24 protein-coding genes, 1 pseudogene and 1 riboswitch are annotated in these 24,170 nt (G+C 71.9%); of the genes and pseudogenes, 9 read left to right on the top strand and 16 right to left on the bottom strand.

Annotated features, from left to right (window positions below; translation table 11 throughout):
* Nucleotides 1-18: 18 nt before the first annotated feature.
* Nucleotides 19-279, top strand: a complete 261-nt coding sequence (locus ACFYQ5_RS30280) for a hypothetical protein (protein WP_389202133.1) — start codon at nucleotides 19-21, stop codon at nucleotides 277-279.
* On the top strand, nucleotides 276-488 hold the full coding sequence (locus ACFYQ5_RS30275) for a hypothetical protein (RefSeq protein WP_389202132.1): 213 nt from the start codon (nucleotides 276-278) through the stop codon (nucleotides 486-488). Before ACFYQ5_RS30280 ends, ACFYQ5_RS30275 begins: the two co-directional genes overlap by 4 nt.
* 155 nt (nucleotides 489-643) lie before the next feature.
* On the opposite strand, the gene ACFYQ5_RS30270 is transcribed toward ACFYQ5_RS30275, so the two are convergent.
* From ACFYQ5_RS30270 to ACFYQ5_RS30245, 6 genes are all read right to left on the bottom strand, one after another.
* Nucleotides 644-1,033, bottom strand: coding sequence for a peptidase inhibitor family I36 protein (locus ACFYQ5_RS30270; RefSeq protein ID WP_389202130.1), 390 nt, complete (start codon nucleotides 1,031-1,033; stop codon nucleotides 644-646).
* A gap of 319 nt (nucleotides 1,034-1,352) precedes the next feature.
* Nucleotides 1,353-2,246: an ectoine hydroxylase gene (thpD, locus tag ACFYQ5_RS30265; protein WP_389202129.1), complete on the bottom strand. Its 894-nt coding sequence runs from the start codon at nucleotides 2,244-2,246 to the stop codon at nucleotides 1,353-1,355.
* A 3-nt stretch (nucleotides 2,247-2,249) separates the two neighbouring features.
* Nucleotides 2,250-2,648 carry an ectoine synthase gene (locus ACFYQ5_RS30260; protein ID WP_099176037.1) on the bottom strand — a complete coding sequence of 133 codons (399 nt, stop codon included), beginning with the start codon at nucleotides 2,646-2,648 and terminating at the stop codon, nucleotides 2,250-2,252.
* A 62-nt stretch (nucleotides 2,649-2,710) separates the two neighbouring features.
* Complete coding sequence (gene ectB, locus ACFYQ5_RS30255) at nucleotides 2,711-3,973, bottom strand: diaminobutyrate--2-oxoglutarate transaminase (protein WP_389202127.1); 1,263 nt, start codon at nucleotides 3,971-3,973, stop codon at nucleotides 2,711-2,713.
* Nucleotides 3,974-4,066: 93 nt separating this feature from the next.
* On the bottom strand, nucleotides 4,067-4,591 hold the full coding sequence (gene ectA, locus ACFYQ5_RS30250; protein WP_389202126.1) for a diaminobutyrate acetyltransferase: 525 nt from the start codon (nucleotides 4,589-4,591) through the stop codon (nucleotides 4,067-4,069).
* A 404-nt stretch (nucleotides 4,592-4,995) separates the two neighbouring features.
* Complete coding sequence (locus ACFYQ5_RS30245) at nucleotides 4,996-6,102, bottom strand: pyridoxal-phosphate-dependent aminotransferase family protein (protein WP_389202124.1); 1,107 nt, start codon at nucleotides 6,100-6,102, stop codon at nucleotides 4,996-4,998.
* Nucleotides 6,103-6,205: 103 nt separating this feature from the next.
* Between ACFYQ5_RS30245 and ACFYQ5_RS30240 the strand changes: the two genes are divergently transcribed.
* Both ACFYQ5_RS30240 and ACFYQ5_RS30235 read left to right on the top strand, forming a co-directional pair.
* On the top strand, nucleotides 6,206-7,306 hold the full coding sequence (locus ACFYQ5_RS30240; protein ID WP_389202123.1) for an amidohydrolase family protein: 1,101 nt from the start codon (nucleotides 6,206-6,208) through the stop codon (nucleotides 7,304-7,306).
* Between the two features lie 321 nt (nucleotides 7,307-7,627).
* Complete coding sequence (locus ACFYQ5_RS30235) at nucleotides 7,628-8,644, top strand: SCO1860 family LAETG-anchored protein (RefSeq protein WP_389202120.1); 1,017 nt, start codon at nucleotides 7,628-7,630, stop codon at nucleotides 8,642-8,644.
* 20 nt (nucleotides 8,645-8,664) lie between these two features.
* Here ACFYQ5_RS30235 and cobC read toward each other — a convergent pair whose 3' ends face one another.
* The gene (gene cobC, locus ACFYQ5_RS30230; RefSeq protein ID WP_389202118.1) at nucleotides 8,665-10,176 is read right to left on the bottom strand and encodes an Rv2231c family pyridoxal phosphate-dependent protein CobC; all 1,512 of its coding nucleotides are present in this window, start codon (nucleotides 10,174-10,176) and stop codon (nucleotides 8,665-8,667) included.
* Between the two features lie 115 nt (nucleotides 10,177-10,291).
* Between cobC and ACFYQ5_RS30225 the strand changes: the two genes are divergently transcribed.
* Nucleotides 10,292-11,014: a ZIP family metal transporter gene (locus tag ACFYQ5_RS30225; RefSeq protein ID WP_389202116.1), complete on the top strand. Its 723-nt coding sequence runs from the start codon at nucleotides 10,292-10,294 to the stop codon at nucleotides 11,012-11,014.
* A gap of 38 nt (nucleotides 11,015-11,052) precedes the next feature.
* Here the strand turns inward: ACFYQ5_RS30225 and ACFYQ5_RS30220 are convergent, their stop codons facing one another.
* The 7 genes from ACFYQ5_RS30220 to ACFYQ5_RS30190 form a co-directional block, all read right to left on the bottom strand.
* Nucleotides 11,053-12,399, bottom strand: a complete 1,347-nt coding sequence (locus tag ACFYQ5_RS30220; RefSeq protein ID WP_389202114.1) for a cobyrinate a,c-diamide synthase — start codon at nucleotides 12,397-12,399, stop codon at nucleotides 11,053-11,055.
* On the bottom strand, nucleotides 12,393-13,001 hold the full coding sequence (cobO, locus tag ACFYQ5_RS30215; protein WP_389202113.1) for a cob(I)yrinic acid a,c-diamide adenosyltransferase: 609 nt from the start codon (nucleotides 12,999-13,001) through the stop codon (nucleotides 12,393-12,395). Before cobO ends, ACFYQ5_RS30220 begins: the two co-directional genes overlap by 7 nt.
* On the bottom strand, nucleotides 13,001-15,031 hold the full coding sequence (locus tag ACFYQ5_RS30210) for a putative cobaltochelatase (protein WP_389202112.1): 2,031 nt from the start codon (nucleotides 15,029-15,031) through the stop codon (nucleotides 13,001-13,003). Before ACFYQ5_RS30210 ends, cobO begins: the two co-directional genes overlap by 1 nt.
* Nucleotides 15,028-16,602, bottom strand: coding sequence for a cobyric acid synthase (locus ACFYQ5_RS30205; protein WP_389202110.1), 1,575 nt, complete (start codon nucleotides 16,600-16,602; stop codon nucleotides 15,028-15,030). Before ACFYQ5_RS30205 ends, ACFYQ5_RS30210 begins: the two co-directional genes overlap by 4 nt.
* Nucleotides 16,599-17,543, bottom strand: coding sequence for a cobalamin biosynthesis protein (locus ACFYQ5_RS30200; protein WP_389202108.1), 945 nt, complete (start codon nucleotides 17,541-17,543; stop codon nucleotides 16,599-16,601). The genes ACFYQ5_RS30205 and ACFYQ5_RS30200 overlap by 4 nt, the downstream gene beginning before the upstream one ends.
* 128 nt (nucleotides 17,544-17,671) lie before the next feature.
* Nucleotides 17,672-17,802: riboswitch (cobalamin riboswitch) on the bottom strand.
* A gap of 146 nt (nucleotides 17,803-17,948) precedes the next feature.
* Complete coding sequence (locus ACFYQ5_RS30195) at nucleotides 17,949-18,173, bottom strand: hypothetical protein (protein ID WP_389202107.1); 225 nt, start codon at nucleotides 18,171-18,173, stop codon at nucleotides 17,949-17,951.
* 12 nt (nucleotides 18,174-18,185) lie between these two features.
* Nucleotides 18,186-19,448, bottom strand: coding sequence for an anion permease (locus ACFYQ5_RS30190; RefSeq protein WP_389202106.1), 1,263 nt, complete (start codon nucleotides 19,446-19,448; stop codon nucleotides 18,186-18,188).
* 246 nt (nucleotides 19,449-19,694) lie between these two features.
* On the opposite strand from ACFYQ5_RS30190, the gene ACFYQ5_RS30185 reads away from it, so the two are divergent.
* The 3 genes from ACFYQ5_RS30185 (at nucleotide 19,695) to ACFYQ5_RS30175 (ending at nucleotide 23,047) form a co-directional block, all read left to right on the top strand.
* On the top strand, nucleotides 19,695-20,354 hold the full coding sequence (locus ACFYQ5_RS30185; RefSeq protein WP_389202104.1) for a class II aldolase/adducin family protein: 660 nt from the start codon (nucleotides 19,695-19,697) through the stop codon (nucleotides 20,352-20,354).
* Nucleotides 20,355-20,423: 69 nt separating this feature from the next.
* Entirely contained in the window at nucleotides 20,424-21,563 is a 1,140-nt protein-coding gene (locus ACFYQ5_RS30180) for an alpha/beta hydrolase (protein WP_389202102.1), read from the top strand.
* 185 nt (nucleotides 21,564-21,748) lie between these two features.
* Nucleotides 21,749-23,047, top strand: a complete 1,299-nt coding sequence (locus ACFYQ5_RS30175; protein WP_389202228.1) for a hypothetical protein — start codon at nucleotides 21,749-21,751, stop codon at nucleotides 23,045-23,047.
* Between the two features lie 29 nt (nucleotides 23,048-23,076).
* On the opposite strand, the gene ACFYQ5_RS30170 is transcribed toward ACFYQ5_RS30175, so the two are convergent.
* A complete protein-coding gene (locus tag ACFYQ5_RS30170; protein WP_389202100.1) occupies nucleotides 23,077-23,487 on the bottom strand; it encodes a VOC family protein in 411 nt (136 codons plus the stop codon).
* A 77-nt stretch (nucleotides 23,488-23,564) separates the two neighbouring features.
* Nucleotides 23,565-23,813: pseudogene (locus tag ACFYQ5_RS30165) on the bottom strand (neutral zinc metallopeptidase); the annotation flags it as partial.
* Here ACFYQ5_RS30165 and ACFYQ5_RS30160 point away from each other — a divergent pair.
* Complete coding sequence (locus ACFYQ5_RS30160; protein WP_389202098.1) at nucleotides 23,758-24,021, top strand: hypothetical protein; 264 nt, start codon at nucleotides 23,758-23,760, stop codon at nucleotides 24,019-24,021. The pseudogene ACFYQ5_RS30165 and the gene ACFYQ5_RS30160 sit on opposite strands and share 56 nt — an antisense overlap.
* The last annotated feature ends 149 nt before the right edge of the window (nucleotides 24,022-24,170 follow it).

Here is a 24,170-nt window from a genome sequence, read left to right as displayed (position 1 = left end):
TACAGAGAGGAGTCGCATATGCCTGGAACCCGGGGTCTTCGGTGTGGGCAGGAGCCCCCAGACCCACCGCCCCGTGGCACCCTCGTCGTGGACACCATCCGTGACGACAGGGTGGGTGAGTTCCGAGGAGTCGCCGGTCCCTACTGGTCTCTGCGCCCGGCCCAGGGCGGTGCCGAGTGGGAGGTAGATCCGGCGTACGTACGCCTCGCGACGCCCATAGAGCGCCTCCGCGCGGAGAACGCGCGATGCAACGCCCGCAGCGAAGGGCGTTTCCTGTGAGCGGCCAGGATGGCGACCCGGTCTCCGCGTTCCCCCTGAAGGCCCCGGAGCCCGTGCCCTGGTGCCACGCGTGCGACCGGCTCGCGTGCGCCGGGAAGCTGGCCGACGAGCAGGGCGACCCGTCCAGGGCGACGGACGAGCGGGTCAGGCTCCGGCTGCACCTGGAGGCCGCGCATCGTGTCTCCGAACCTTTGACCACGGTGACATGACCGTGGTCATGGACCTCGATCAGACAGATCGGCAGGTGCCTGGGCGCCGGGCGGCGGTGGCCTGCCGTTCTCGCCGGCCTTTGGGGTCATGTCCGGCCACATCCCGCCATCCGCCCCTCGGAGAGGGCAGATGGCGGGATCGGCCAACCGTCGGCTCAGCCGCCGCAGCCGAAGCCGTAATGGACCTCGATGCTGGTCACCGAGTTGTCGTAGGCGAAATACAGCTCCTGCGTCTTACCCGGCTCGATGATCCAGTTCTCGCCGCGGAAGTTCTCGTCGGTCCACACGCACACGTGCTTGTCGGTGCGGTTCCACAGCGAGCCGGCCCGATCGTTCCACGCCGGGCCGATGTTGCGGTGGTCCACCGCGTCGAGCTGCAGGACGCTCCCGGTGAGGCTGTGGCCGTCGAAGAGGCAGACTTTGCCTGCCGAGCAGCCTACGACCCCGTCTTTGGGGTCAGCAGCCGATGCGGATCCCGGAGCCGCCAGTACGGCGGTGGCGGCGAGGACTGCTCCTAATGCCGCGCTTCTGACTGCCAGTTTCATGAATGTCCCTTCCCGTTGTTGCCCGTGGAAGCGTGGTCATGGTCCCCGCGTCCATCTGTCTTCCTTGAGGGCATTCGGGCGCAGGGAGGTTCCCACGCTCATGTGGTTCACAAAGATGACGCTGATCACAGTTGGAACAGACCGTAGTGGGACGGCCCCGAGCGCGGCCGAGGGCGCTCTCCGTGGAGCAGCGGCTGCTCCCGCCCGGGTCCATGCGCTGCCCCCGGCGCCGGAGGCCGGCTCCCTCCGCGCTGACAGCCGGGACGCGGGCGGGGCGGGACGCGCGATGCGTCCCGCCCCACCTGGCCGTCATACGTCCCTACTTCACCGGGGTGAAGTCGCGTGCCCCGATGAAGTCGGGCCGGCGGATCGGAGCCGCGAAGGGCTCCTGCGCCGTGTTCTCCACGCTGTTGAACACGATGAAGACGTTGCTGCGCGCGTACGGGGTGATGTTGTCCCCCGACCCGTGCATCGCGTTGCAGTCGAACCAGGTCGCCGAACCGGCCTTGCCCGTGAAGAGCTTGATGCCGTGCCGGTCGGCCATCTTCGTCAGCGCCTCGTCGGACGGGGTGCCGGCGTCCTGCATCTGCAGGGACTTCTTGTAGTTGTCCTTCGGCGTCTCACCCGCGCAGCCGAGGAACGACTTGTGCGAACCGGGCATGATCATCAGCCCGCCGTTGGTGTCGTAGTTCTCGGTCAGCGCGATCGAGACGGACACGGTCCGCATGTTCGGCAGACCGTCCTCGGCGTGCCAGGTCTCGAAGTCCGAGTGCCAGTAGAAGCCCGAGGCGCCGAAGCCCGGTTTCACGTTGATCCGTGACTGGTGGACGTACACGTCGGAACCGAGGATCTGGCGGGCACGGCCCACCACACGCTCGTCCCGGACCAGGTTCGCGAAGACCTCGCTGAGCTTGTGGACCTCGAACACGGACCGCACGCTCTGCGACTGCGGTTCGATGATCGAGCGCTCGTCGGCGCGCACCGCCGGGTCGGCGATCAGCCGGTCCAGCTCGGCGTGGTAACCAGCCACCTCGTCCGGAGTGATGAGCTGGTCGATGGCGAGGAAGCCGTCGTGCTCGAAGGACTGGAGGTCCTTCGCGGCGACCGGACCGGGCGCGCCCGGCGCGGACCAGATGACCGGGTCCTGGCGGGGAGTGGTCATCTCGGCGGCGCCGCGCGAGGGGTACAGGTCGGCGCGTACATCGGTGGTCATGGTTCAGCCCTCCTCTGTCAGCAGCGGGTACACACCGTTCTCGTCATGGTCCTCCCGTCCGGTGACAGGAGGATTGAAGACGCACACGCAGCGGAAGTCGGTCTTCGGCCGCAGCGTGTGGTGCTCGTGCCCGTTCAGCAGGTACATCGTCCCGGGGGAGATCCAGTGCTTCTCGCCGGTCTCGTCGTTGGTGAGCTCGGCCTCGCCCTCGGTGCACAGAACGGCCTCGATGTGGTTCGCGTACCACATCGACGTCTCCGTGCCCGCGTACAGCACGGTCTCGTGGAGCGAGAAGCCCACCTTTTCCTTGGCGAGCACGATGCGCTTGCTCTCCCAGGTGCCTGAAGCGGACTTGATGTGCCGGTCGGTGTTCTCGATGTCACTGAAAGATCGGACGATCACGGTGGGATGGTGCCTTTCTCTTCTGTCCTGCTCTGTGGTGCCTGCGCGGGGTGTGACCCCGCTCAGGCGGTCTCGCGGACGGAGCGGGCCAGCGTGCGCAGGCCCTCGTCCAGTTCATCGGGGGTGATGGTCAGCGGCGGCAGCAGCTTCACGACCTCGGACTGCGGGCCGGAGGTCTCCAGCAGCAGGCCCAGCTCGAAGGCGCGTGCGCAGACGGCGGAGGCACGCGCGGGGTCGGTGAACTCCAGGCCCCAGACCAGGCCACGGCCGCGGAACTGCGCGGTCGGCTCCTCGCCGCAGATCGCCAGCATCGTCTGCTCGACCTGCTCGCCGCGGGCCAGCGTCTGCTTCTCCATCTGGCCGTCGGCCCAGTAGGCGTCGAGCGTGGCGGCGGCGGTGACGAAGGCCGGGTTGTTGCCACGGAACGTGCCGTTGTGCTCGCCCGGCTCCCAGATGTCCAGCTCGCCCTTGAAGAGGCAGAGCGACATCGGCAGGCCGTAGCCGCTGATGGACTTCGACAGCGTGACGATGTCCGGGACGATGCCGGCCTCCTCGAAGGAGAAGAAACCGCCGGTGCGGCCACAGCCCATCTGGATGTCGTCGACGATCAGGAGCATGTCCTGGCGGTGGCAGAGCTCCTGCAGCGCGCGGAGCCACTCGACGCGGGCGACGTTGATGCCGCCCTCGCCCTGCACGGTCTCCACGATCACGGCGGCGGGCTTGTTCAGGCCGGAACCCTGGTCCTCCAGGAGCCGCTCGAACCAGATGAAGTCGGGAACCGTGCCGTCGAAGTAGTTGTCGAACGGCATCGGGGTGCCGTGCACCAGCGGGATGCCGGCGCCGGCCCGTTTGAAGGCGTTGCCGGTCACGGCGAGCGAACCGAGCGACATGCCGTGGAAGGCGTTGGTGAACGAGACGACGGACTCGCGGCCCTTGACCTTGCGGGCGAGCTTCAGCGCGGCCTCGACGGCGTTCGTGCCGGTCGGGCCGGGGAACATCACCTTGTAGGGCAGGTCACGAGGACGCAGGATCACGTTCTCGAAGGTTTCGAGGAAGGCCCGTTTGGCCGTCGTGGCCATGTCCAGGCCGTGGGTGATGCCGTCGCGCTCGATGTAGTCGATCAGCGCGCGTTTCAGCACCGGGTTGTTGTGGCCGTAGTTGAGAGATCCGGCACCGGCGAAGAAGTCGAGGTACGAGTGTCCGTCCTCGTCGGTGAGCCGGGCGCCCTGCGCGCGGTCGAAGACTGCGGGCCAACCGCGGCAGTAGCTCCGTACTTCCGATTCCAGGGTCTCGAAGACACTCAGGGCGGGCGGGGTGATGGTCACAGCTGATCTCCTGCTCGAGGGGGGTGTGACGGGCGGCGGGTCAGGCATGCCCGGGAAGCCGCGCCCGGGCGGGGCGCGGGGGCGCTGAAGGCCCTAGAACGGACCGATGCGGTAGAGCACTTCCGGCAGGTGCGTTCCCTCGGGGAACAGCGCACCGTCGAAGAGCACCTCGCGCTCCAGTGGCGCGTCGTGGCGCTGCGCGAACGACGTGAAGAGCCGGTCGGAGGCGGTGTTGTCCGGAGTGACGGTCGTCTCGACCGATGCCAGGCCCTGCTCGGAGGCGACGCGGGTGGTCAGTGCGTCCAGCAGCGTCGCCGCCAGCCCCTTGCCACGGTGAGCCCGGTCGACGGCCACCTGCCAGACGACGAGCGTCTCGGGGCGGTCGGGGCGGATGTAGCCGGTCACGAAGGCGATCGGGTCGCCGTTCTCGTCGCGGGCGACCACGGAGGTCGCTGCGAAGTCACGGCACCACAGCAGGTAGCTGTACGAGGAGTTGAGGTCCAGGACCTCGGAGTCGCGGGCGATGCGCCAGATCGCGGCTCCGTCCTCCACTCGCGGGGTGTCGATTCTGAGGAATTCGCTTCGGGCACGTGCAAAATCTGCTGGTGCGGCGGTCATGCGAATTGAATTTACCCAGCAAAAATCAAAATTGCATCGTCGCGAGGGGTTGGGTGAGTGGACCTTTCGTGTTATCACGCGGGCGCGGGCCGGGCTCGGTCGGACGGAAGAATGCCCATATATGTCCAGGATTTATCGGTCGATAACGAACATGGTGTGGGGTCGGTCACATCGCTGTAACTCCAGTGATACTTGTTCGGATTACGTGGATCAGCCCAGCGGAAACTGGGGTGTTTAGGCATGGGGAACGAGGGAAGAAGAATGTGGGGAGCTGCTCTGATAAAGCAGCTCCCCTTTTCTTGCTTCGGCTGGAGGATGAGGGAATGCTGATGGGGTCGCTGAATGGCGCTCAATGGCACTGATGGGGCGCCGAATAAGTCGTCCCGCGTCGGGCCGCAGTTAATTCAGCTGTGGGGCCAGGTTTCCACGACGGCTTCGCGGGCAGCATCCACATCGGTCTCCCGGCCCGCCTCGGCCAGGGCCGCGCCCAGGGCGGTCAGTGAGGACAGCACCGCGTCCCGCGTCGCGTCCACGCCGTAGTGATTGACCCGGATCATCTCCTTGGACAGTGCCCCGCCGCCCGCGATCAGCGGCAGCGACGGGTCGGCCGCGAGCGCCCGGCCGACGAGCGCGGCGGCGTCGACACCCGCCGGTGTCCGCAGCGTCGTGGCGACCGGTGCCGCGTCACGGGCGTCGTGGACGTACGGCTCCAGCCCGCCACCGAGCGCCGCGGCACCCGCCCGGGTCGCCGCGGCCGCCGACGCGTGCCGCGCCATGACGGTGTCCGGGCCGTCCGCCTCGATCCGCTCCAGGCACGCGTCGAGCGCCAGCATCTCCAGCTGGGCGGGCGCGTGCGGCAGCGCCTGGCGGCCCCCGTCGATCCAGCGGGCCTTCCAGTCCAGCAAGGAGAGGTACGACTGGCGCGGGGCCTGCGGGTTGGCGGCCATCCGCTCCCACGCCCGCGCGCTCACCGACACCGCGGACACCCCGGCCGGACCGCCCATGGCCTTCTGGGCGCCGATGACGCACAGGTCCACGCCCCAGGCGTCCACCAGCAGCGGCTCCGCGCCCACCGACGCGACGGCGTCCACCATGAACAGCGCGCCGTGCGCCCGGACCACCTCGCCGATCTCCGCGACCGGGTTGGTGTTGCCGGTCGCCGCCTCCGCGTGCACGAGCGACACGAAGTCGATCTCGGGGTGCTCGGCCAGTGCCCGCTCGACCTGCGCGGCGGTGACCGCCGAGTGGAACGGCACCGTGAGGTCGACGACCTCGGCGCCGCAGTCGCGCAGCCAGTTGCCGAAGGTCTGGCCGTACGGCCCGGTGACCACGTTCAGCGCGGTCGAACCGGGCCGCGCGCCGCCCCGGATACAGCCTTCGAGGGGCAGCAGCGCCTCGCCCTGCATGATGACGACGTCCTGCTCGGTGGCGAGGAGGCCGGCCACCCGCCGCTCGATCGCTGCGAAGTGTGCGGCGGTGAGCGGGGCGAGGTCGAGGAACGGATGTGTCACGGTGGTGCTCTCTTCGGGTCGGCCGGTGCGCGGTCAGCGCCTGCGTCGAGGGTACTAAGCGCCTCTCTGCCTCCTCGGTGGAGCGCCTCGTACAGTGCTGCCCATGAGTGATCACGAGGTGGCGCCGGTGCTGCGGATCAAGGGGCGGGTGCTCGTCGGACCCGACGAGGTGAGGGACGGACTCTGGGCGGTCGACGGGCGGATCACCTACGAGAGGCCGCCGGGCGCGGACGACGCGGTGACGCTCAGCGGATGGGTGCTGCCCGGCCTCGTCGACGCGCACTGCCACGTCGGGCTCGGCCACCAGGGCCCCGTCGACGCGGCGACCAGTGAGAAGCAGGCCCTCACCGACCGGGAGGCCGGCACGCTGCTCATCCGGGATGCCGGATCGCCCTCCGACACCCGGTGGACGGACGAACGCGAGGATCTGCCGAAGATCATCAGGGCGGGCCGGCACATCGCCAGGACCCGTCGTTACATCCGAGGCTTCGCCCATGAGATCGAGCCCGGCGACCTCGTCGCCTACGTTGCCCAGGAGGCGCGGCGCGGCGACGGCTGGGTGAAGCTGGTGGGCGACTGGATCGACCGGGACGCCGGGGACCTGACCGCCTGCTGGCCGCGCGGCGAGGTCGAGGCAGCGATCGCCGAGGCGCACCGGCTCGGCGCCCGGGTCACCGCCCACTGCTTCGCCGAGGACGCGCTGCGGGACCTGGTGGAGGCCGGGATCGACTGCGTCGAGCACGCCACGGGGCTGACCGAGGACACCATTCCGCTGTTCGCGGAGCGCGGCGTGGCGATCGTCCCGACCCTGGTCAACATCGCCACGTTCCCCGCCCTCGCGGCAGGTGGCGAGGCCAGGTTCCCCCGCTGGTCCGCCCATATGCGGCGGCTCCACGACGCCCGGTACGACACCGTGCGCGCGGCGTACGACGCGGGGATCCCCGTCTTCACCGGTACGGACGCGGGCGGGTCGCTGGCCCACGGTCTGATCGCGGAGGAGGTCGCCGAACTGGTGAAGGCGGGCATCCCGCCCCTCGACGCGCTCTCCGCGACGGCCTGGGGCGCGCGGCGGTGGCTCGGCCGGCCGGTGCTCGAGGAGGGCGCCCCGGCGGACCTGGTGATGTACGACGAGGACCCGAGGGCGGACGTACGGGTGCTGGCGTCCCCGCGGAGGGTGGTGCTCAACGGACGGGTGAGGGGCTGACCGCCGGTTGACCTCCCGGTGGGCGCCGGGTTGACCGGCGGTGACTCCGGGACCGCTGTCTCGTTGAAGCATCTCGGCACGCCGTCCGGGCGCCGATCTTACGGGCCGGACACGCAGTGAAACGGGTGATTCCGAGGAACTCCTGTGCCGGTGGAATCGAATGCGCACACGAAAACCCCTCTTTGGAGTGAACTGGCGGAAGGTGTCCACCAGTTCACCCTCTGTGCGTAAAGATTCACGGAGTCGAGGCCACCGGTGCCCGCGATGTCCCCCATTGGACGGCGCCGGTGGCTCCATGTCTCTTGTGGGGGTTCCACCATCTTGAACAGCAACACCTTCCGTTCGGCCGCCCTGGCGATCGCCGCCGCTCCCGTCGCTCTGCTCGTCGCCGTCCCCGCGCACGCAGCCACCGCGACGACCCCGGCGACTCCCGCCTCCGGCCACGGAAAGGCCAGCGCGGTCGTGCTCCGTGCCGGGCTCGACGTCTCGCTCCTGAACAAGTCGGTCCAGGTGCCGCTCGAGGCCACGCTCAACGAGGTCCACGCTCCGGCGAGCGCGGAGAAGACCGCGCTCAGCGTGGAGCTCGACGGCGCCGAGCAGGGCCGTCCCATCCATGTGCTGAAGGCCGATGTGGCCACGGCGAACGCCACGGTGGACAAGCACAAGGCAGAGGGGTACACCAACCTCGCCGAGGCGCGGGTGCACGTACCGGGGCTGCCGCTGCTCTCGCTGATCGAGGTCCAGAAGGTCACCTCCAAGGCGGTGTGCGAGGTGGGCCACAAGCCGGTCGCGGAGTCGAACGTGCTCGGGCACGTGACGGTGCTCGGGAAGAAGACCACACTCACCTCGGGCGGTACGACGAAGGTCGAGGTGCCGGGCGTCGGTGACGTGACGCTCGACCTGTCGAAGACCGCGACGACCTCGCGGACGGCGGCCGCGACGGCGCTCCAGCTGCGGGTGTCGGTGGACCCGCTGGACCTGGGCGTCGCCGCGGTGGAGGGCGAGGTCACGCTGGCCGAAGCGACGTGCGAGACGCCCCAGGGCGGCGGCTCGGACGACGGCGGTTCCGGCAACGGTGGATCGACGGGCGGAGACAGCGGCTCCGGCGACACGGGCGGCTCCGGTGAGACCGGTGGCTCCGGCGACTCCGGCGGCCAGGAGGAGCCCGTCGACGTGAAGCCCCAGACCGGCTCCGACCCGGTCGAGGCCTCCGGCACCGGCGACCTCGCCGAGACCGGATCCAGCTCCTCCACCCCGTACATCGCCGGCGGCGCCGCCGTCCTGCTGGCGGCCGGCGCCGGCGCCACGGTCATCGCCCGCAGGCGTGCCCGAGGCTGATCACCAATCCCGGGGGGCCGTCAGCCGACGGCTCTCCGGGGCAGCCCCTGCAGGGCCAGGTCGAACGCCTGCAGGAACCTGTTGGTCGTCACACGGTCGCGTACGGCCAGTCGCAGCCACTCGCTGCCCAGCCCGGGAAACGTGTCCCCGCGCCGCGCCGCGAAGCCGCGCGAGCGCAGCAACTGCCGGACCTCGTCCGCCCGCTCCAGCCGCAGCAGCACGAACGGCCCGGCGGCCGGCTCCACCACCCGTACCTCGCTGAACTCCGCGAGCCCGGCCAGCAGATGAGCCCGGTCCACCGCGATCCGGTCCGCCGCGTCCGCCGCTTCGACGAGCGCACGCGGCTCCATGCACGCCTCGGCCGCCGCCAGCGCGGGGGAGGACACCGGCCACAGCGGCTGCGCCTCCTGCAGCACCGAGACGGTCGCCGGGTCGGCCAGTACGTAACCGATGCGCAGCCCCGCCAGCCCCCAGGTCTTGGTGAGGCTCCGCAGCACCACAAGACCGGGGACGTCCGTACGCCCGCACAGCGCCTCACGCTCACCCGGCACGGCGTCCATGAAAGCCTCGTCGACCACCAGCGTCCGCCCGGGCCGCGCCAGTTGCTCCAGCACGCCCGCGGGGTGCAGCACGGACGTCGGGTTGGTCGGGTTGCCGACCACCACCAGGTCCGCGTCCTCCGGCACCGCCGCAGGATCGAGCCGGAAGCCGTCCTCCGGCCGCAGCACCACCCGTCCGACTTCGTGACCCGCCGCGCGCAGGGCGGCCTCGGGCTCGGTGAACTGCGGATGCACGACGACCGGCCGCCGGGCGGGCAGCGCTCTCGCGATCAGCACGAACGCCTCGGCCGCGCCCGCCGTGAGCAGCACCCTTTCCTCAGGCAGCCCGTGCCGTCCGGCGACCGCCGTCCGGGCGGGCCGCCCGTCCGGATAGGCGGCCAGTGATCCCAGCGACGCGGCTATCCGCTGCCGCAGCCAGTCCGGGGGTGTGCCGGTCCGTACGTTGACGGCGAGGTCGGTCAGGTCCAGGCCGCGTACTTCCGCGTCGCCGTGGTGCCGCAGGTCGGGCCCGGCGCTCTCGATGTGCTTCGTGGGGGGCAGCATGGCAGCCATGGTGAACGGCTCGGAGCGATTCGTCGATGCCGAGGTGTCGGCCGGAGTGCTCCGGCGGGCCACGGCACAGGTCACGGACGCCGACTTGCGCTTCGGAACCAGCAGTTCACCGGCGTCCACGAGCGCCGCGGCCTCCGCCACCGACCCGGTGGCCACCGCCTCACGGGGCACCGCCGAGGGATGCGGCACGGAGACCTCCGCCAGCGCCCCGGCCGTGTACGACCGCACGGGCACCCCCAGACGCTCCGCGGCGCCGAGGATGCCCGGCTCGTCCGCCTTCGTGTCGAGCGTCGCCAGCTCGACCACTTCACCGGCCTCCGGGCCGGCCTCCTGAAGCGTCCTCCGGATCAGTCCCAGTACCTCCTCGGCCAGGACGCCGCGACGGGCACCGACACCGACGACGAGCCCGGCTCGGGTCATGGCAGAAAGTCCTTTCAGGGGACACAGGACGGGACACGTAGGGGACTCGGACCAGGGGACACGCCAAGGCGGACGTGAGGTGCGGGAAACGGGCTCAATCCGCTAGCAAGGGCCCATGGCGGTATTCGTCGCGCTCGGCGCGTTCCTGATGACCCTGGTGGGCGGCTGGGTCGCCCAGCGCGTCAGCGACCGCCGCCACCTCGTGCTCGGCTTCGCCGGCGGCCTGATGCTGGGCGTCGTCGGTCTCGATCTGCTGCCCGAGGCGGTGGAGGCCGCGGGCAGCCCGGTCTTCGGCGTCCCCGCGGCCCTGCTGCTGTTCGTGGGCGGCTTCCTGACGGCGCATCTCGTCGAGCGTTCGCTGGCCGTGCGCCAGGCGGCACACGGGGCGAGCGAGGAGCGGGTGCCGCAGGTCGGGCTGACGGCGGCGGCCGCGATGGTGGGCCACAGCCTGATGGACGGCATCGCGCTCGGCGCCGCGTTCCAGATCGGCGGCGGAATGGGAGCCGCCGTCGCGCTCGCCGTCATCACCCATGACTTCGCCGACGGCTTCAACACGTACACGATCACCAGCCTCTACGGAAACGCCCGCCGCAAGGCACTCCTGATGCTGTTCGCGGACGCCCTGGCCCCGATCGTGGGCGCGGCGACCACCCTGCTGTTCACCCTTCCGGAGGAACTGCTCGGCTGTTATCTCGGCTTCTTCGGCGGGGCGCTCCTCTACCTCGCCGCCGCCGAGATCCTCCCCGAGGCGCACCACGACCACCCGGCCCGCTCCACACTGCTGTGCACGGTCACGGGGGTGGGCTTCATCTGGCTGGTGGTCGGCATCGCGGAGTGACGTCGTCCAGGGCGCCCCTCCACGGGAGCGGAGTGACGTCATCTTCGGCACTGCTCCACGAAGCGCCGGGCCACCCCGGGCTCCGCCGCCCAGTGCGTGTGCAGATAACTCGCGTGAACGCCCCCCTGCACGAAGCCCTCCACCCGCCGCTCCGGCTGGTGCAGACCCCAGGCGGGTGTCGCGCCGGCCCCGGGCTCCAGCACCGTCCGGTGGAACTCGTGCCCGCGCAGCCGGGTCCCGGCCACGGCCAGCACGCTGTCGGACACCGCCACCGCCTGCCGGTAGCCGAGCGTCAGCCGCTCGGACATCCGGGCCGAGGCGTCCAGCACCCCGCACATCGGCCGGCCGTCCAGCTCACGGGCCAGATACAGCAGCCCCGCGCACTCCGCCGCCACCGGGGCACCGGACAGGGCCAGTCCGGTCACCGCCCGGCGCAGCGGCTCGTTCGCGGACAGCTCCGGGGCGTACACCTCGGGGAAGCCGCCGCCGATGACCAGGCCCGCCGTACCCGTGGGCAGCTTCTCGTCGCGCAGCGGATCGAAGACGACCACCTCCGCGCCCGCCGCCGTCAGCAGTTCGGCGTGCTCCGCGTACGCGAAGGTGAACGCCGCGCCGCCCGCGACGGCCACCACCGGCCGGGCTCCCGGCTCGGGGTGGTGCTCCGGCTCCCACGCCTCGCCGGGCAGGGCGGGCGCCGAACGGGCCAGCGCCAGCAGGGCGTCCAGATCACAGCCCTCCCGCACCCGCTCACCCATCGCCCGTACGGCGTCGAGGGCGTCGGCCTGCCGCTCGGCCACCGGGACGAGCCCCAGGTGGCGCGAGGGCGTCGCCACCTGCGGCGCCCGCCGCAGCACTCCGAGCACCGGCAGCCCGGACTCGTCCAGCGCCTCCCGGAGCAGCGCCTCGTGTCGGTCGGAGGCCACCTTGTTCAGGATCACCCCGCCGATCCGCACCTCCGGGTCCCAGGAGGCGAAACCGTGCACGAGGGCAGCGACCGAACGCGACTGCGAGGACGCGTCGACCACCAGCACGACGGGAGCCCGCAGCAGCTTGGACACCTGGGCGGTCGAGGCGAGTTCACCCTGCCCCGAGGCCCCGTCGTACAGCCCCATCACTCCTTCGACGACGGCCAGGTCGCAGCCTGCCGCACCGTGCGCGAACAGCGGGGAGACGAGACCGGGCCCGCACATGTACGCGTCGAGGTTGCGCCCCGGGCGGCCGGTGGCCAGCGCGTGGTAACCCGGGTCGATGTAGTCGGGCCCCACCTTGTGGGGGGACACGGCGAGGCCACGCCCCGCGAAGGCCGCCATCAGGCCCGTGGCGACCGTGGTCTTGCCGCTGCCCGAGGCGGGTGCGGCGATGACCAGACGAGGAACACTCACCACTCGATGCCTCTCTGGCCCTTCTGCCCGGCGTCCATCGGGTGCTTGACCTTCGACATGTCGGTCACCAGGTCGGCGGCCTCGATCAGCTTCTGCGGGGCGTTCCGGCCCGTGATCACCACGTGCTGCGTGCCCGGACGGTCCCGCATCACCTCGACGACCTCGTCGGTGTCGATCCAGCCCCAGTGCATCGGGTAGGCGAACTCGTCGAGCACGTACAGCTTGTACGTCTCCGCCGTCAGGTCACGCTTGACCTGCTCCCAGCCCTCGCGGGCCTTCTCCTCGTTGTCGGAGTTGTCACCGTGAATGCCCCGCTGGACCCACGACCAGCCCTCGCCCATCTTGTGCCAGTCGACGGTGCCGCCCTCGCCGCTCGCCCCGAGCACCTTCAGCGCGTTCTCCTCGCCGACCTTCCACTTCGCCGACTTCACGAACTGGAACACCCCGATCGGCCACCCCTGGTTCCAGGCCCGCAGCGCCAGCCCGAAGGCCGCCGTCGACTTGCCCTTGCCGATGCCCGTGTGGACGAACAGCAGCGGACGGTTACGCCGCTGACGTGTCGTCAGTCCGTCGTCCGGTACCGATACCGGCTGTCCCTGTGGCATTAAGCGGCCCTCCCGGCAGCAGTGATGTCCTTGACCAGCCCGGCGATCGAGTCGGCGCGCAGCTCGTCGAGCGTGACCGCGCTGCCCCCCAGATCCCGTGCGAGCTGTGCGGCGAGACCGAGGCGTACGAACCCCGACTCGCAGTCCACGACGACGGAAGCGGTCCCCTCGGAGGCGTGCAGCCGCCCGGCCCGCGCCGCCAGCGCCACCGGATCGACGCCCCCGGTCGCCCGGCCGTCCGTCACCACCACGAGCAGCGGGCGGCGCGACGGATCGCGCAGCCGCTCCACCCGCAGCACGTCGTGCGCCCTGAGCAGTCCGGCGGCCAGCGGGGTGCGACCGCCGGTCGGCAGCGACTCCAGCCGTGCGGCAGCCGCGTCCACCGACGAGGTGGGCGGCAGCGCCACCTCGGCGTCCTTGCCCCGGAAAGTGACCAGGCCGACCTTGTCACGCCGCTGGTAGGCGTCCAGCAGCAGCGACATCACCGCGCCCTTGACGGCGGCCATCCGCTGCCGGGCCGCCATCGACCCGGAGGCGTCCACGACGAACAGCACCAGATTGCCCTCGCGCCCCTCCCGGGTCGCCTGCCGCAGATCGTCACGCCGTACGACGAGTCCTCGCCCCGACCGCCCGCGCGCCCGCTGGTGCGGCGCCGCCGCCTGTACGGTCGCCGCCAGGTGCAGCTTCGTCAGCGCACCCTCGGGCCGCCGCGACCCGGTGGTCCGGCCGTGCTCGGTACGCGCCCGGGACCGCCGCCCGGCCGCGCCCTCGCCCAGGCCGGGCACGCTCAGCATCTTCGTGCGGAACGGCTCGCCGGCCCGCACCGGCTGCTGTTCCCCGGCGCCGCCGCCCGGCGCGGGCGCTCCGCCGCTCCCCGCCTCGTCACGGCCGGGCGTGTCCGTGCCCCCGTCGTCGGGGCCGGGCGTGTCCGTACCGCCGTCGTCGGGGCCGCCGCCCTGCGGTGGCACGCCGCCGCCGGGTCCGTCGGGGTCCGGGTCGTCGTCGCCCCCGTCGTTCTCGTCCGCGGCGTCCTGGAGGGCGTCGTCCAGCTTGTCCTCGTCCAGCCCGGGCGCGTCGAACGGATTGCGCCGTCGACGGTGGGGGAGTGCCAGGAGCGCGGCCTGCCGCACGTCGTCCGCGACGACCTCCTCGCGGCCCGCCCACGCGGCCAGCGCCGTCGCGGTGCGGGCCATGACGATGTCGGCCCGCATCCCGTCGACCTCGAACGCCGCACACGTCGCCGCGATCTGCCGCAGCACGCCGTCGCCGAGCACCACCCGGGGAAGCAGGGCGCGCGCGGCGACGATCCGCTCACGCAGCGCGGCCTCCTCGTCGGCCCACCGTGCGGCGAAGGCGGCCGGATCGTCGTCGTAGGCGAGCCTGCGCCGTACGACCTCGACGCGCAGGTCCGTCTCACGCGAGGCGGCCACCTCGACGGTCAGCCCGAAGCGGTCCAGCAACTGCGGCCGGAGCTCGCCCTCTTCCGGATTCATCGTCCCGACCAGAAGGAAGCGTGCCGCGTGACGGACGGAGACGCCTTCGCGCTCGACGTACGAGGCGCCCATGGCCGCCGCGTCGAGCAGCAGGTCCACCAGGTGGTCATGGAGGAGGTTGACCTCGTCGACGTACAGGATCCCGCGATGGGCGTCGGCGAGGAGCCCCGGCTCGAAGGCCTTCACGCCCTCCGAGAGGGCCCGTTCGATGTCGAGAGCCCCGACCAGCCGGTCCTCCGACGCGCCGACCGGAAGCTCCACGGTCCGCGCCGGGCGCGACACGCCCGTCCCCGTCTCGTGGGGGCCGTCGGGACACGCCGGATCGGGCGCGCCGGGGTCGCACGAGAAGCGGCACCCCGCCACGACCGCGACCTCGGGCATGAGCGCGGCGAGCGCCCGTACGGCGGTGGACTTCGCGGTGCCCTTCTCACCCCGGACCAGGACCCCGCCGACGGCGGGACTGACGGCGTTGAGCAGGAGACCGAGCCGCAGATCGTCCTGCCCGACGATGGCGGTGAAGGGATAGGGCGTGTTCACAAGGCCTCCTCTGTAGCGATCACACCTGCATGACCGAGCGCGCCGGTTGTCTCAGGAACGGGTGCCCCCGGCGCGCCCGGGGCGATGAACGGCAGCCCCTCGGGCGCGCCGGTCTCGATGAGCCGCCACAAGGCGTCCGTGTCGGTGTGCTCCTCGATCAGGTCCCCCAGCCGGTCCAGCTGTTCCTCCCGCAGCGCCCCGAAGCTCGTGTCCGGCGCCGGGACGAACCGCCGTCCCGCGGCCCGCGCGACCTCGACCAGGAACGCCCGCCGGAACGCGTCGCTCTCCAGCGACCCGTGCCAGTGCGTCCCCCAGACCGAACCCACCCGGCACCCGTCCAGGAACGGTTCGCCGCCCGTCACCTCGGCCACCCCGTGATGGATCTCGTAACCCTCCACCGGTTCCCCGAGCGCCGACCCGACGGGCCGCCCCAGGACCTTCTCCCGGCCGAAGCGGACCCGCACCGGCAGCAGCCCGAGCCCCTCGACCAGACCGGCCCGTGACTCCACGTCGTCCTCGACGCGCTCACCCAGCACCTGGAACCCGCCGCAGATCCCCAGTACCGGCCGCCCCTCGGCGGCCCGCCGCCGCAGCGCGTCGGCGAGTCCCCGCTCGCGCAGCCACGCCAGCGCCTTCACGGTGCCCCGCGTCCCGGGCACGATCACGAGGTCGGCGTCGGCGAGCTCCTCCGCCCGGTCCACGAACCGCACCACCACACCCGGCTCGGCCGCCAGGGCGTCCACATCGGTGAAGTTCGACATCAGCGGTACGGCGCACACCGCGACCCGCAACACGTCCTCACCGTGCGGCGGCGCCACGACCGACTCCCGTACGGCGCCCCGCATCGACACCCGCAGCCCGTCCTCCTCGTCGATGCCCAGCCCGTGGGCGTACGGCAGCACCCCGTACGTCCGCCGGCCCGTGAGCCCGAGCAGCATGTCGAGACCGGGCTCCAGCAGAGACACGTCACCACGGAACTTGTTGACGAGATATCCGGCGACCAGCGACTGGTCCTCGGGGCTCAGCAGCGCCGTCGTACCGAAGAACGAGGCGAACACACCGCCCCGGTCGATGTCGCCGACCACCAGCACGGGAAAGCGCGCGGCCCGGGCGATGCCCATGTTCACGATGTCCGTACGCCGCAGATTGATCTCGGCCGGACTGCCCGCCCCCTCGCAGATCACGGCGTCATACGTGCCCCGCAGCTGCTCCAGACAGTCAACGACCGTCCCCAGCAGCGCCTCCTGGCGCCCTCCGTGATAGCCGCGCGCACTCATCTCGCCGACCGGCTTTCCCATCAGTACGACCTGGCTCGACCGGTCACCGCCGGGCTTGAGCAGCACCGGGTTCATCAGCGCCGACGGCTCCACCCGGGCGGCCTGCGCCTGCATCGCCTGGGCCCGGCCGATCTCCGCGCCCTCCCGGGTGACGAACGAGTTCAGCGACATGTTCTGCGCCTTGAACGGTGCGACCTTCACCCCCTGGCGCACCAACCACCGGCAGATCCCGGCCGTGACGACGCTCTTGCCCGCGTCCGACGTGGTTCCCGCGACCAGCAGCCCGCCGCTCATTCGCCTCTCCGTCCCATGGCCGACCGCCCCACCGCACACACGGCGAGGGCCAGCACACTCACCCGGCGCGACAGCCGCACCGCGCGTTCGATGTCCGTGACCCGCACGTCCCGGCCGGCCCCGCCGTTGAGCACGGGCCGGTGCTCGACCCGCCCGCCGTACGCGAGGGTGCCGCCGAGCCGTACGCCGAGCGCGCCCGCGAACGAGGCCTCCACCGGGCCCGCGTTGGGGCTGGGATGCCGGCCCGCGTCGGCCCGCCAGGCCCGGACGGCCTCGCGAGGGCGTCCCCCGGCGGCCACGGCGAGCACGGCGGTGAGCCGGGCCCCGGGCCAGCCGGCGACGTCGTCGAGCCGGGCGGATGCCCAGCCGTAGCGCCGGTAGCGGGGCGACGTGTGCCCGACCATGGCGTCGAGCGTGTTGACGGCCCGGAAGGCGACCAGTCCGGGCACTCCGCCGAGTGCACCCCACACCAGGGCTCCCACGACGGCGTCCGACGTGTTCTCGGCGACGGACTCCACCACCGCGCGGGCGATCTGCTGCGCGTCCAGTGCCTGCGGATCACGGCCGCACAGATGCGGCAGCCGCTCCCGGGCCAGCTCGACGTCCCCGGCGGCCAGCGCCCCGCCGATGGCGCGCGCCTCGCGGCCCAGCGAGGTGCCACCGACGACGGACCAGGTGGCGGCGGCGGTCAGCGCCACGGCGGCGGCGGGACGGTCCCGTACGGCACGGGCGGCCAGCGCGGCGGCGCCCGTGGCACCCCCGGCACAGACGAGCGCGTGCAGGGCACCCCAGCCACGGTGATCGCGCCACAGACGGCCCTCGGCCCCCGCCGCGGCACGCCCGAAGGCGGCGACGGGGTGACCCCGCCGGGGGTCACCGAGCAGCAGGTCGCCGATCAGACCGGCGGCGGCGCCGTACGCGAAGATGCGGTCGGCTCGCACCGCTCAGCCGGCCGTCGCGCCTCGAAGGACCTTCACAGCGGGTGGTACGGCGACCGACGCAGGGCAGCCAGGCATGGCGTATGTCCTCACTCAGGGTCCGCGCCCTGGTTCGACGTGACCGGCGACGAGAGTCTCCTGGCTTCCGGATCCGCAGGTCCTCCGGCCTTCCAGCCCGCGGTGACGGGCCGTGACTTCCGTGTGGAGGCTGCTCCCCGGTGACAGTGGCGGGACCGCGCCGGATTCGCACCGGCTTCCTCTTCTGTCGCCGTACATGGCTCCGGCAGTCCACCACGCGCCGCGAACGCCCGTCAACCTGCCGCTGACCTGCGAGGCTTCAGTGTGCTCAGACGCACACCGGCCGGACACACACGGGGTGTGTCCGGCCGGTGCGCGTCTGAGCGGAGGTCAGGCGACGATCAGATAGATCCCGTACGCGACCGCCGCCAGGCACAGCCCGAAGCAGGCGTACGCGCCGGTGCGCGCCAGGACGCCGGCCCCGCCGCCGCCCTGCGCCGTCGGCGTCTGCTTGGCGAGGCCCGTGATGCCGAGGGTGAAGAGGCCGACCAGCGCCACGGTGATCACGAGGCTGACGCCGAAGACGGAAGCGAGAGCTGCCCAGTCGATGTTCATGCGGATCTGTCCTTACACCGTGGCCGGCCGGGCCGGGTCGGCCGGGGTCTCGGCCGTCGTGGCCGGAGCGTGGATGGTGGTCTTGAGCTCGGTGGCGGCCACACCGGCGGGCGGCGGGCTGACGGCCGCGATGGCGGTCGTGACGACGCCCGCGGGCTCGTCCTCGGGCTCGTTGACATTGGTGTGGTCGACCGGCTTGCGGCGCGACACCAGCCAGATGGCGCCGGAGCCGGCGACGAGCAGGACGGCGACCACGGCGACGCCCCAGGGGCCCTGCTTGGTCAGGAACTCGGCACCCGCGCCGACCAGTCCGGCGGCCGGCAGCGTCAGACCCCAGGCGATGAACATCCGGGTGGCGGTGGACCAGCGGACCACGCCCCCCTTGCGTCCGAGGCCCGCGCCCATGACGGCGCCGGAGCAGGACTGCGTGGTGGAGAGGGAGAAGCCGAGGTGCGAGGAGGCCAGGATGACCGTGGCCGCGCTCGTCTGGGCCGCGAAGCCCTGCGGCGGACGCAGGTCGGTGAGGCCGCTGCCCATGGTGCGGATGATGCGCCAGCCGCCGAGGTAGGTGCCCAGCGCGATGGCGATACCGGCGGAGGCGATGACCCAGACCGGCGGGTTGGAGCCGGGGGAGAGGACGCCACCGGTGACCAGGGCCAGGGTGATGATGCCCATGGTCTTCTGCGCGTCGTTGGTGCCGTGGGCGAGCGAGACGAGACCGGCCGAGGCGATCTGGCCGGCGCGGTACCCCTTGGCGGTCGACTTCAGCTGCGCCGGATCCGTGATCTTCCGGTTCAGGCGGTACGTCAGCTTCGTGGCCAGCAGGGCGGCGAGACCGGCGACGACGGGCGCGGCGATCGCGGGCAGCAGGACCTTCGTGACGACGGTGCCGCCGTTGATCGAGGACCAGCCGGCCGACATGACCGCGGCGCCGATGAGGCCGCCGAAGAGTGCGTGGGAAGAGCTGGAGGGCAGGCCGACCAGCCAGGTCAGCAGATTCCACAGGATGGCGCCGACGAGCGCGGCGAAGATGACCTCGGTTCTGAGGCCGTTCTCATTGATGATCCCGCCGGAGATCGTCTTGGCGACCTCCACCGACAGGAACGCGCCGACGAGGTTGAGAACGGCGGACATGGCCACCGCTGTCTTGGGCTTGAGAGCGCCGGTCGAGATGGTGGTGGCCATCGCGTTGGCGGTGTCGTGGAAACCGTTCGTGAAATCGAACACGAGAGCTGTCACGATCACGATCGCGAGCAGCAGCGTGATGTGTTCCATTTACCCAGGCAATCGTTCGACGTCATTGGCACGTGGAACGTAAGCAACCAGGGTGAACGGAAGGTGAACTGGACAGGGCGGCATGGTGACCCCATGCGCGTATGTCGATTCCGCTTGTGTGCGTGCGGTGCTGTCGGGTGCCTCCGCGCCGGTGCGGGAACCGGCCGCACCCGGCGTCCGGCGTCCGGATCGAGCCCGATATGTCCCCTTGAGGAGACGTCGGTCACGTGACCCTAGGATCCCCGCATGAGTGATGTGCGTACGGACGCGGTCGAACGGGCTTGGGACGGGGTCGTCGAGACGGCCCGGAGGACGGCGGCGGACGGCCTGGTCGTCGGCACCTCGGGCAACGTGTCGGCCCGGGCCGGCGGAATCGTGCTGGTCACCCCCAGCGGGGTGCCCTACGACCGGCTGGGCCCCGGGGACGCGGTCGGCGTCGACCTCGAAGGGCGTCAGGTCCTGGGCGACCTGGTCCCGACCAGCGAGCTCCCGCTCCACCTGGCCGTCTACCGCGAGACCGACGCCGCGGCTGTCGTCCACACGCACGCCGTGCACGCCACGGCCGTCTCCACCCTCGTCCCCGAGGTACCGCTCGTGCACTACGCCGCGGCCATGCTCGGCGGCACCGTCCGCACCGCCGCCTACGCGCGCTACGGGACGCGGGAGCTCGCCGACAACATGCTGGCCGCCCTGCGCGACCGCACGGCCTGCCTGCTGCAGAACCACGGCACCGTCACCTACGGAGCGACCCTCGACGAGGCCTACGACCGCACCGCCCAGCTCGAATGGATGTGCAGGCTCTGGCTCACCGCGAGCTCCGTTCCCGGGCACCGGCCGAACCTCCTCACCCCCGCCCAGCTGCGCGACGTGCAGGACGCCCTGGAGGGGTACGGCCAGCCCGGCTGAGCCCGGCGCGCCGCACCGTACGGCCGACGCCCACTGGCAGCCGACGTCGCCGCCCGGGACACTGGAGCCGTGCGCCCGGCAACAGCGGCGGCAGTGGCCGCCACCTCGATCCTCGGCGTCGGCGCGGCAGCGGTCGCCGCCGGCCGCTACGCCAGCGACGCCGCCCTCGGGGCGCCCTCGCCACACCCCTTCCCGGGCGACCGCCGGCTCACCGTGCACGCCACCGCGGCCGGGCAGATCACCCTGACCCGCTCCTTCACCGCGCTGCGCCCCGGCACGTACGGACTGACCGGCCGAGGCGTCCACGCGGTGGTCGGCCCGGTGATCGAACAGCCGCCCGGCGGTTCCGCGGCCTCCGCCGACACCGTCGTACGCCGGCTGGAACGCGTGACCCTCGGCAGCCTGAAGCCGGGCGCCAGGGTCCGCCTCACCCCGGAGCTCCACCGCGGCGACCCGCTCACCGCCCTCGGCCTCGGATACAAGGAGGTCGAGGTCCCCGGCGAGCTCGGCGCCCTGCCCGCCTGGTTCGTGCCCGGCGCCCGCGACACCTGGGTGATCACCGTCCACGGTCTCGGCGCCACCCGGGACCACCCCATGAACGTGATGGGGTTCCTCCACACCCAGCAGCTTCCCGTGCTCGACCTGGCCTACCGCGGTGACGCGGGTGCCCCGCGCTCCCCGGACGGCCTCGCCCACCTCGGTGAGTCCGAATGGCGCGACCTCGACGCGGCCATCCGCTACGCCGTGCGTTACGGGGCCGAGAAGGTCATCCTCCACGGCTGGTCCTCGGGAGCCTCGATGGCCCTGCACGCGGCCGTCAACTCCGCCCTCCGTGATCGCATCAGCGGCCTCGTCCTCGACTCCCCGGTCCTGGACTGGAAGACCACTCTGCGGGCGCTCGCCTCGGCCCGGGGCGTGCCCTCCGCGCTGCTTCCGCTGGCCGTCCGGGCCGCACAGGGCCAGACCGGACTGCGCGGCGCCCCGCTCCTGGACACCTCGGTGCCGACGGCCCTGCACGCCCCCACGCTCATCGTCCACGGCCCCGACGACACCCTGGCCCCCTGGCGGCAGTCCCGGGAACTCGCCGCACGCCGCCCCGACCTGGTGACCCTGCACTCCGTACCGCAGGCTCCGCATGCGGCGATGTGGAATGCCGACCCGGACGGCTACGAGGAGGCACTCCGGCGCTTCCTCACGCCCCTGATGTGAGCTGATGCGGCGGAACCGCCCGGTTGGTGCCCCGGTTCCGTTGCCTCCCGTATCCCGGTGACACGGCTTCCGTTTGGGCTTTCGGCCCGTCAGAGGCAAGACTGCTCCTCGTGACGTCCCGTACCCCGCGCGACTCCAGGCTGCGACTTGTCCGCCCGCGACCCCAGGCGACCGCCCGTAGGGCCGTGACGACCCGGTACGCCAGGCCGGCCCCCCGCCCACCCGAGGGCACACCGCCACCGGCGGAACTGGCACGACAGGCCAGGGCCGTACTGGCCGACGCCGTGCGGATCGCCCACTGGGCGGCTGACGGCACGAGCCCGGGCTCCGTCCCGCTCGCCGCCCAGGCCCTGGAACGGGCCGCCGCCGCACTCGACCTGTCCCCGGTTCAGGTGATGGCCGGCTGGGACCGGGCCAGGCTGGCCGGCCTCATCGAGATGCACGGCGACACCGCCCGCCCCGGCTGGCGGCTGCGTGCCTGGGACCGCGACGACTCCGCCGTCCTCCGTGGCTGGGTCGCGCTCTTCGACGCCTGGTCGCTCGTCCACGCCTCACCCGACGGCATCGAGGCCACCGCGGTGGCGGAGGCCGTCGAGGCCGTGCCCCAGGTGCTCTCCCTCCTCCAGCTCTCGGCGGGCGCCGTCACCGTGCCCGCGCTCCTCGATCTGCTCGGACAGCGTGTCGCGGAACTCCACGAGGAGCGGTGCGAGGTGCCGTACGGGCCGCAGGAGAAGCCCGCCCCCACCGGCGAGCAGTCCGCCGACCTGAACGCGCTGCTGCTCGACTGGGCCCTCGAGGGACTCGCCTCCGTAGGCGCCCTCACCCTCGGCGCGGGTCACGCCACCCTCACCCCGCTGGGCAACTGGGCGGTCTGGGTCAAGCTGGAGCAGATCTGCGTGGCCGCGCAGAGCCCCGCCGGTAACATCGAGCAGCCCGCGGCCGACATGCTGCTCGGCTGCGCCCGGCTCACCCCCGGCCCGGCACGCGCCGAATACCGCGCCTGGCTGGCCGCCCGGCCCGTCGGCAGCGCGGTGGCCGAACTGCTGGCCGTCGCCCGTGGTGAGGACGCCCTGCTGCGCGGTCTCGCCTTCGAGGCGCTGCGCGTCGTCGGCGCCCCCGCCGAGCCCGTCGTCCGCTCCGTCGTCACCGAAGCGCCGCTGCGCCCGTACGCGCTGCTCTGGCTCGCCGAGTACGAGGGCACCGACCCGGACGACGCCCAGGACGTCCTCAGCCGTGAGGAAGCCACCTGGCTCTGGGTCGACACCGCCGCGGCCGTGGCCGACCACGGCGAGACCGGGCTGCTGGTCCGCCATCTCGACTCCGCCGTCCAGGGCACGGTCCCCGCGCTCCTGGACGAGGTACGGGCCGTCGGCCATCCGAGGACCGTCCAGGTACTGGTGGCCCTGGCCGCCGCCCACCCGGACCCCGCCCTCGCCAAAGCCGTACGCCGCGCGGCCTTCCAGGTGCACACCGGCGGGGTCTGACCGCTACCGCTCGCACAGCCCCGGGGCACTCAGTCCGAGGACCCCGGGGCGTACGTCCCGAAGCTCCAGACGTTGCCCTCCGCGTCGCGCGCCATGTAGTCGCGCGAGCCGTAGTCCTGGTCGGTGGGCGGCATCAGGATCTCCACGCCGTGTTCCACGGCCCGCGCGTGGTGCTCGTCGACCCCGTCCACCACCACGTACACCCCGGCGGGCCCGGCGCCGGCCATCGCCTCGGCGAAGACACCCCCGCGCCCCTTGGAGCCGAGCATCACCCTGCCGTTGCCGCAGGACAGCTCGGCGTGGAGCACGCTGCCGTCCTCACCCTCGTACACCGCCTCCTCGGTGAAGCCCAGGGCCTGGGTGAGCACCCTGATCGCGGTCCTCGCGTCGTCGTACAGAATCGTCGGAAAGACCGTGGGAACGCCGTCCGTGCCTGCCATCCCGCTCACCTTCTCCTTCTCATACACACCGTTGTGATGTGATCTCCGTCTCAGCCTTCCGGTGGTCACCGGCACCCTCAGCCGAAGGTGTCGCACCGGCTCGGGTCCCCGGTGCGGAATCCCGTGGTGAACCACTGCCGTCGCTGCGCGGACGACCCGTGCGTCCAGGACTCCGGGTTCACACTCCCCTGGAACTTCTCCTGGATCCGGTCGTCGCCGACGGCCGCCGCCGCGTCGAGACCGTCCCGGAGGTCCGCCTCGGTCAGCTCCGTGATCAGTGGCCGCCCCGACTCCGCCGGCGTGGTCGTCGCGTGGTTCGCCCAGACGCGCGATCAGACCGACGACGCCGCCGCCCAGGGTGGCCCGGCCACCCGGGATCCGGCTGCCACGCACGTCACGGACCTCGGACGTGTCCAGACCGGCGTCGTCATCGAACTGCATGGGCCACCACCCTCTGCTCCGGCCGTTCCACGGCGCGTGTTCCGTCCTGCGCCGAGTATCAGCCAGTTCGATGAACTGTGCCCGATTATGTGACGTACCGCTGTGACGCGGTGACGGGCCGGGAGCATGCGGAAAAGCAGGTGGACACCGCCAGTAGACTGAGTCCCATGGCAATTCTCCTTGTGCATTAGACGGCGTCGAGTCGTGAGTCCGCTGTCCCTCCGCCGTCCATACCGCCCTGG

Source organism: Streptomyces sp. NPDC005794, assembly GCF_042871445.1.
In the GTDB taxonomy this organism is placed as follows: Bacteria; Actinomycetota; Actinomycetes; order Streptomycetales; family Streptomycetaceae; genus Streptomyces.
The sequence above is the reverse complement of the archived record's forward strand: the minus strand, read 5'-3'. Positions and strand labels throughout refer to the sequence as shown.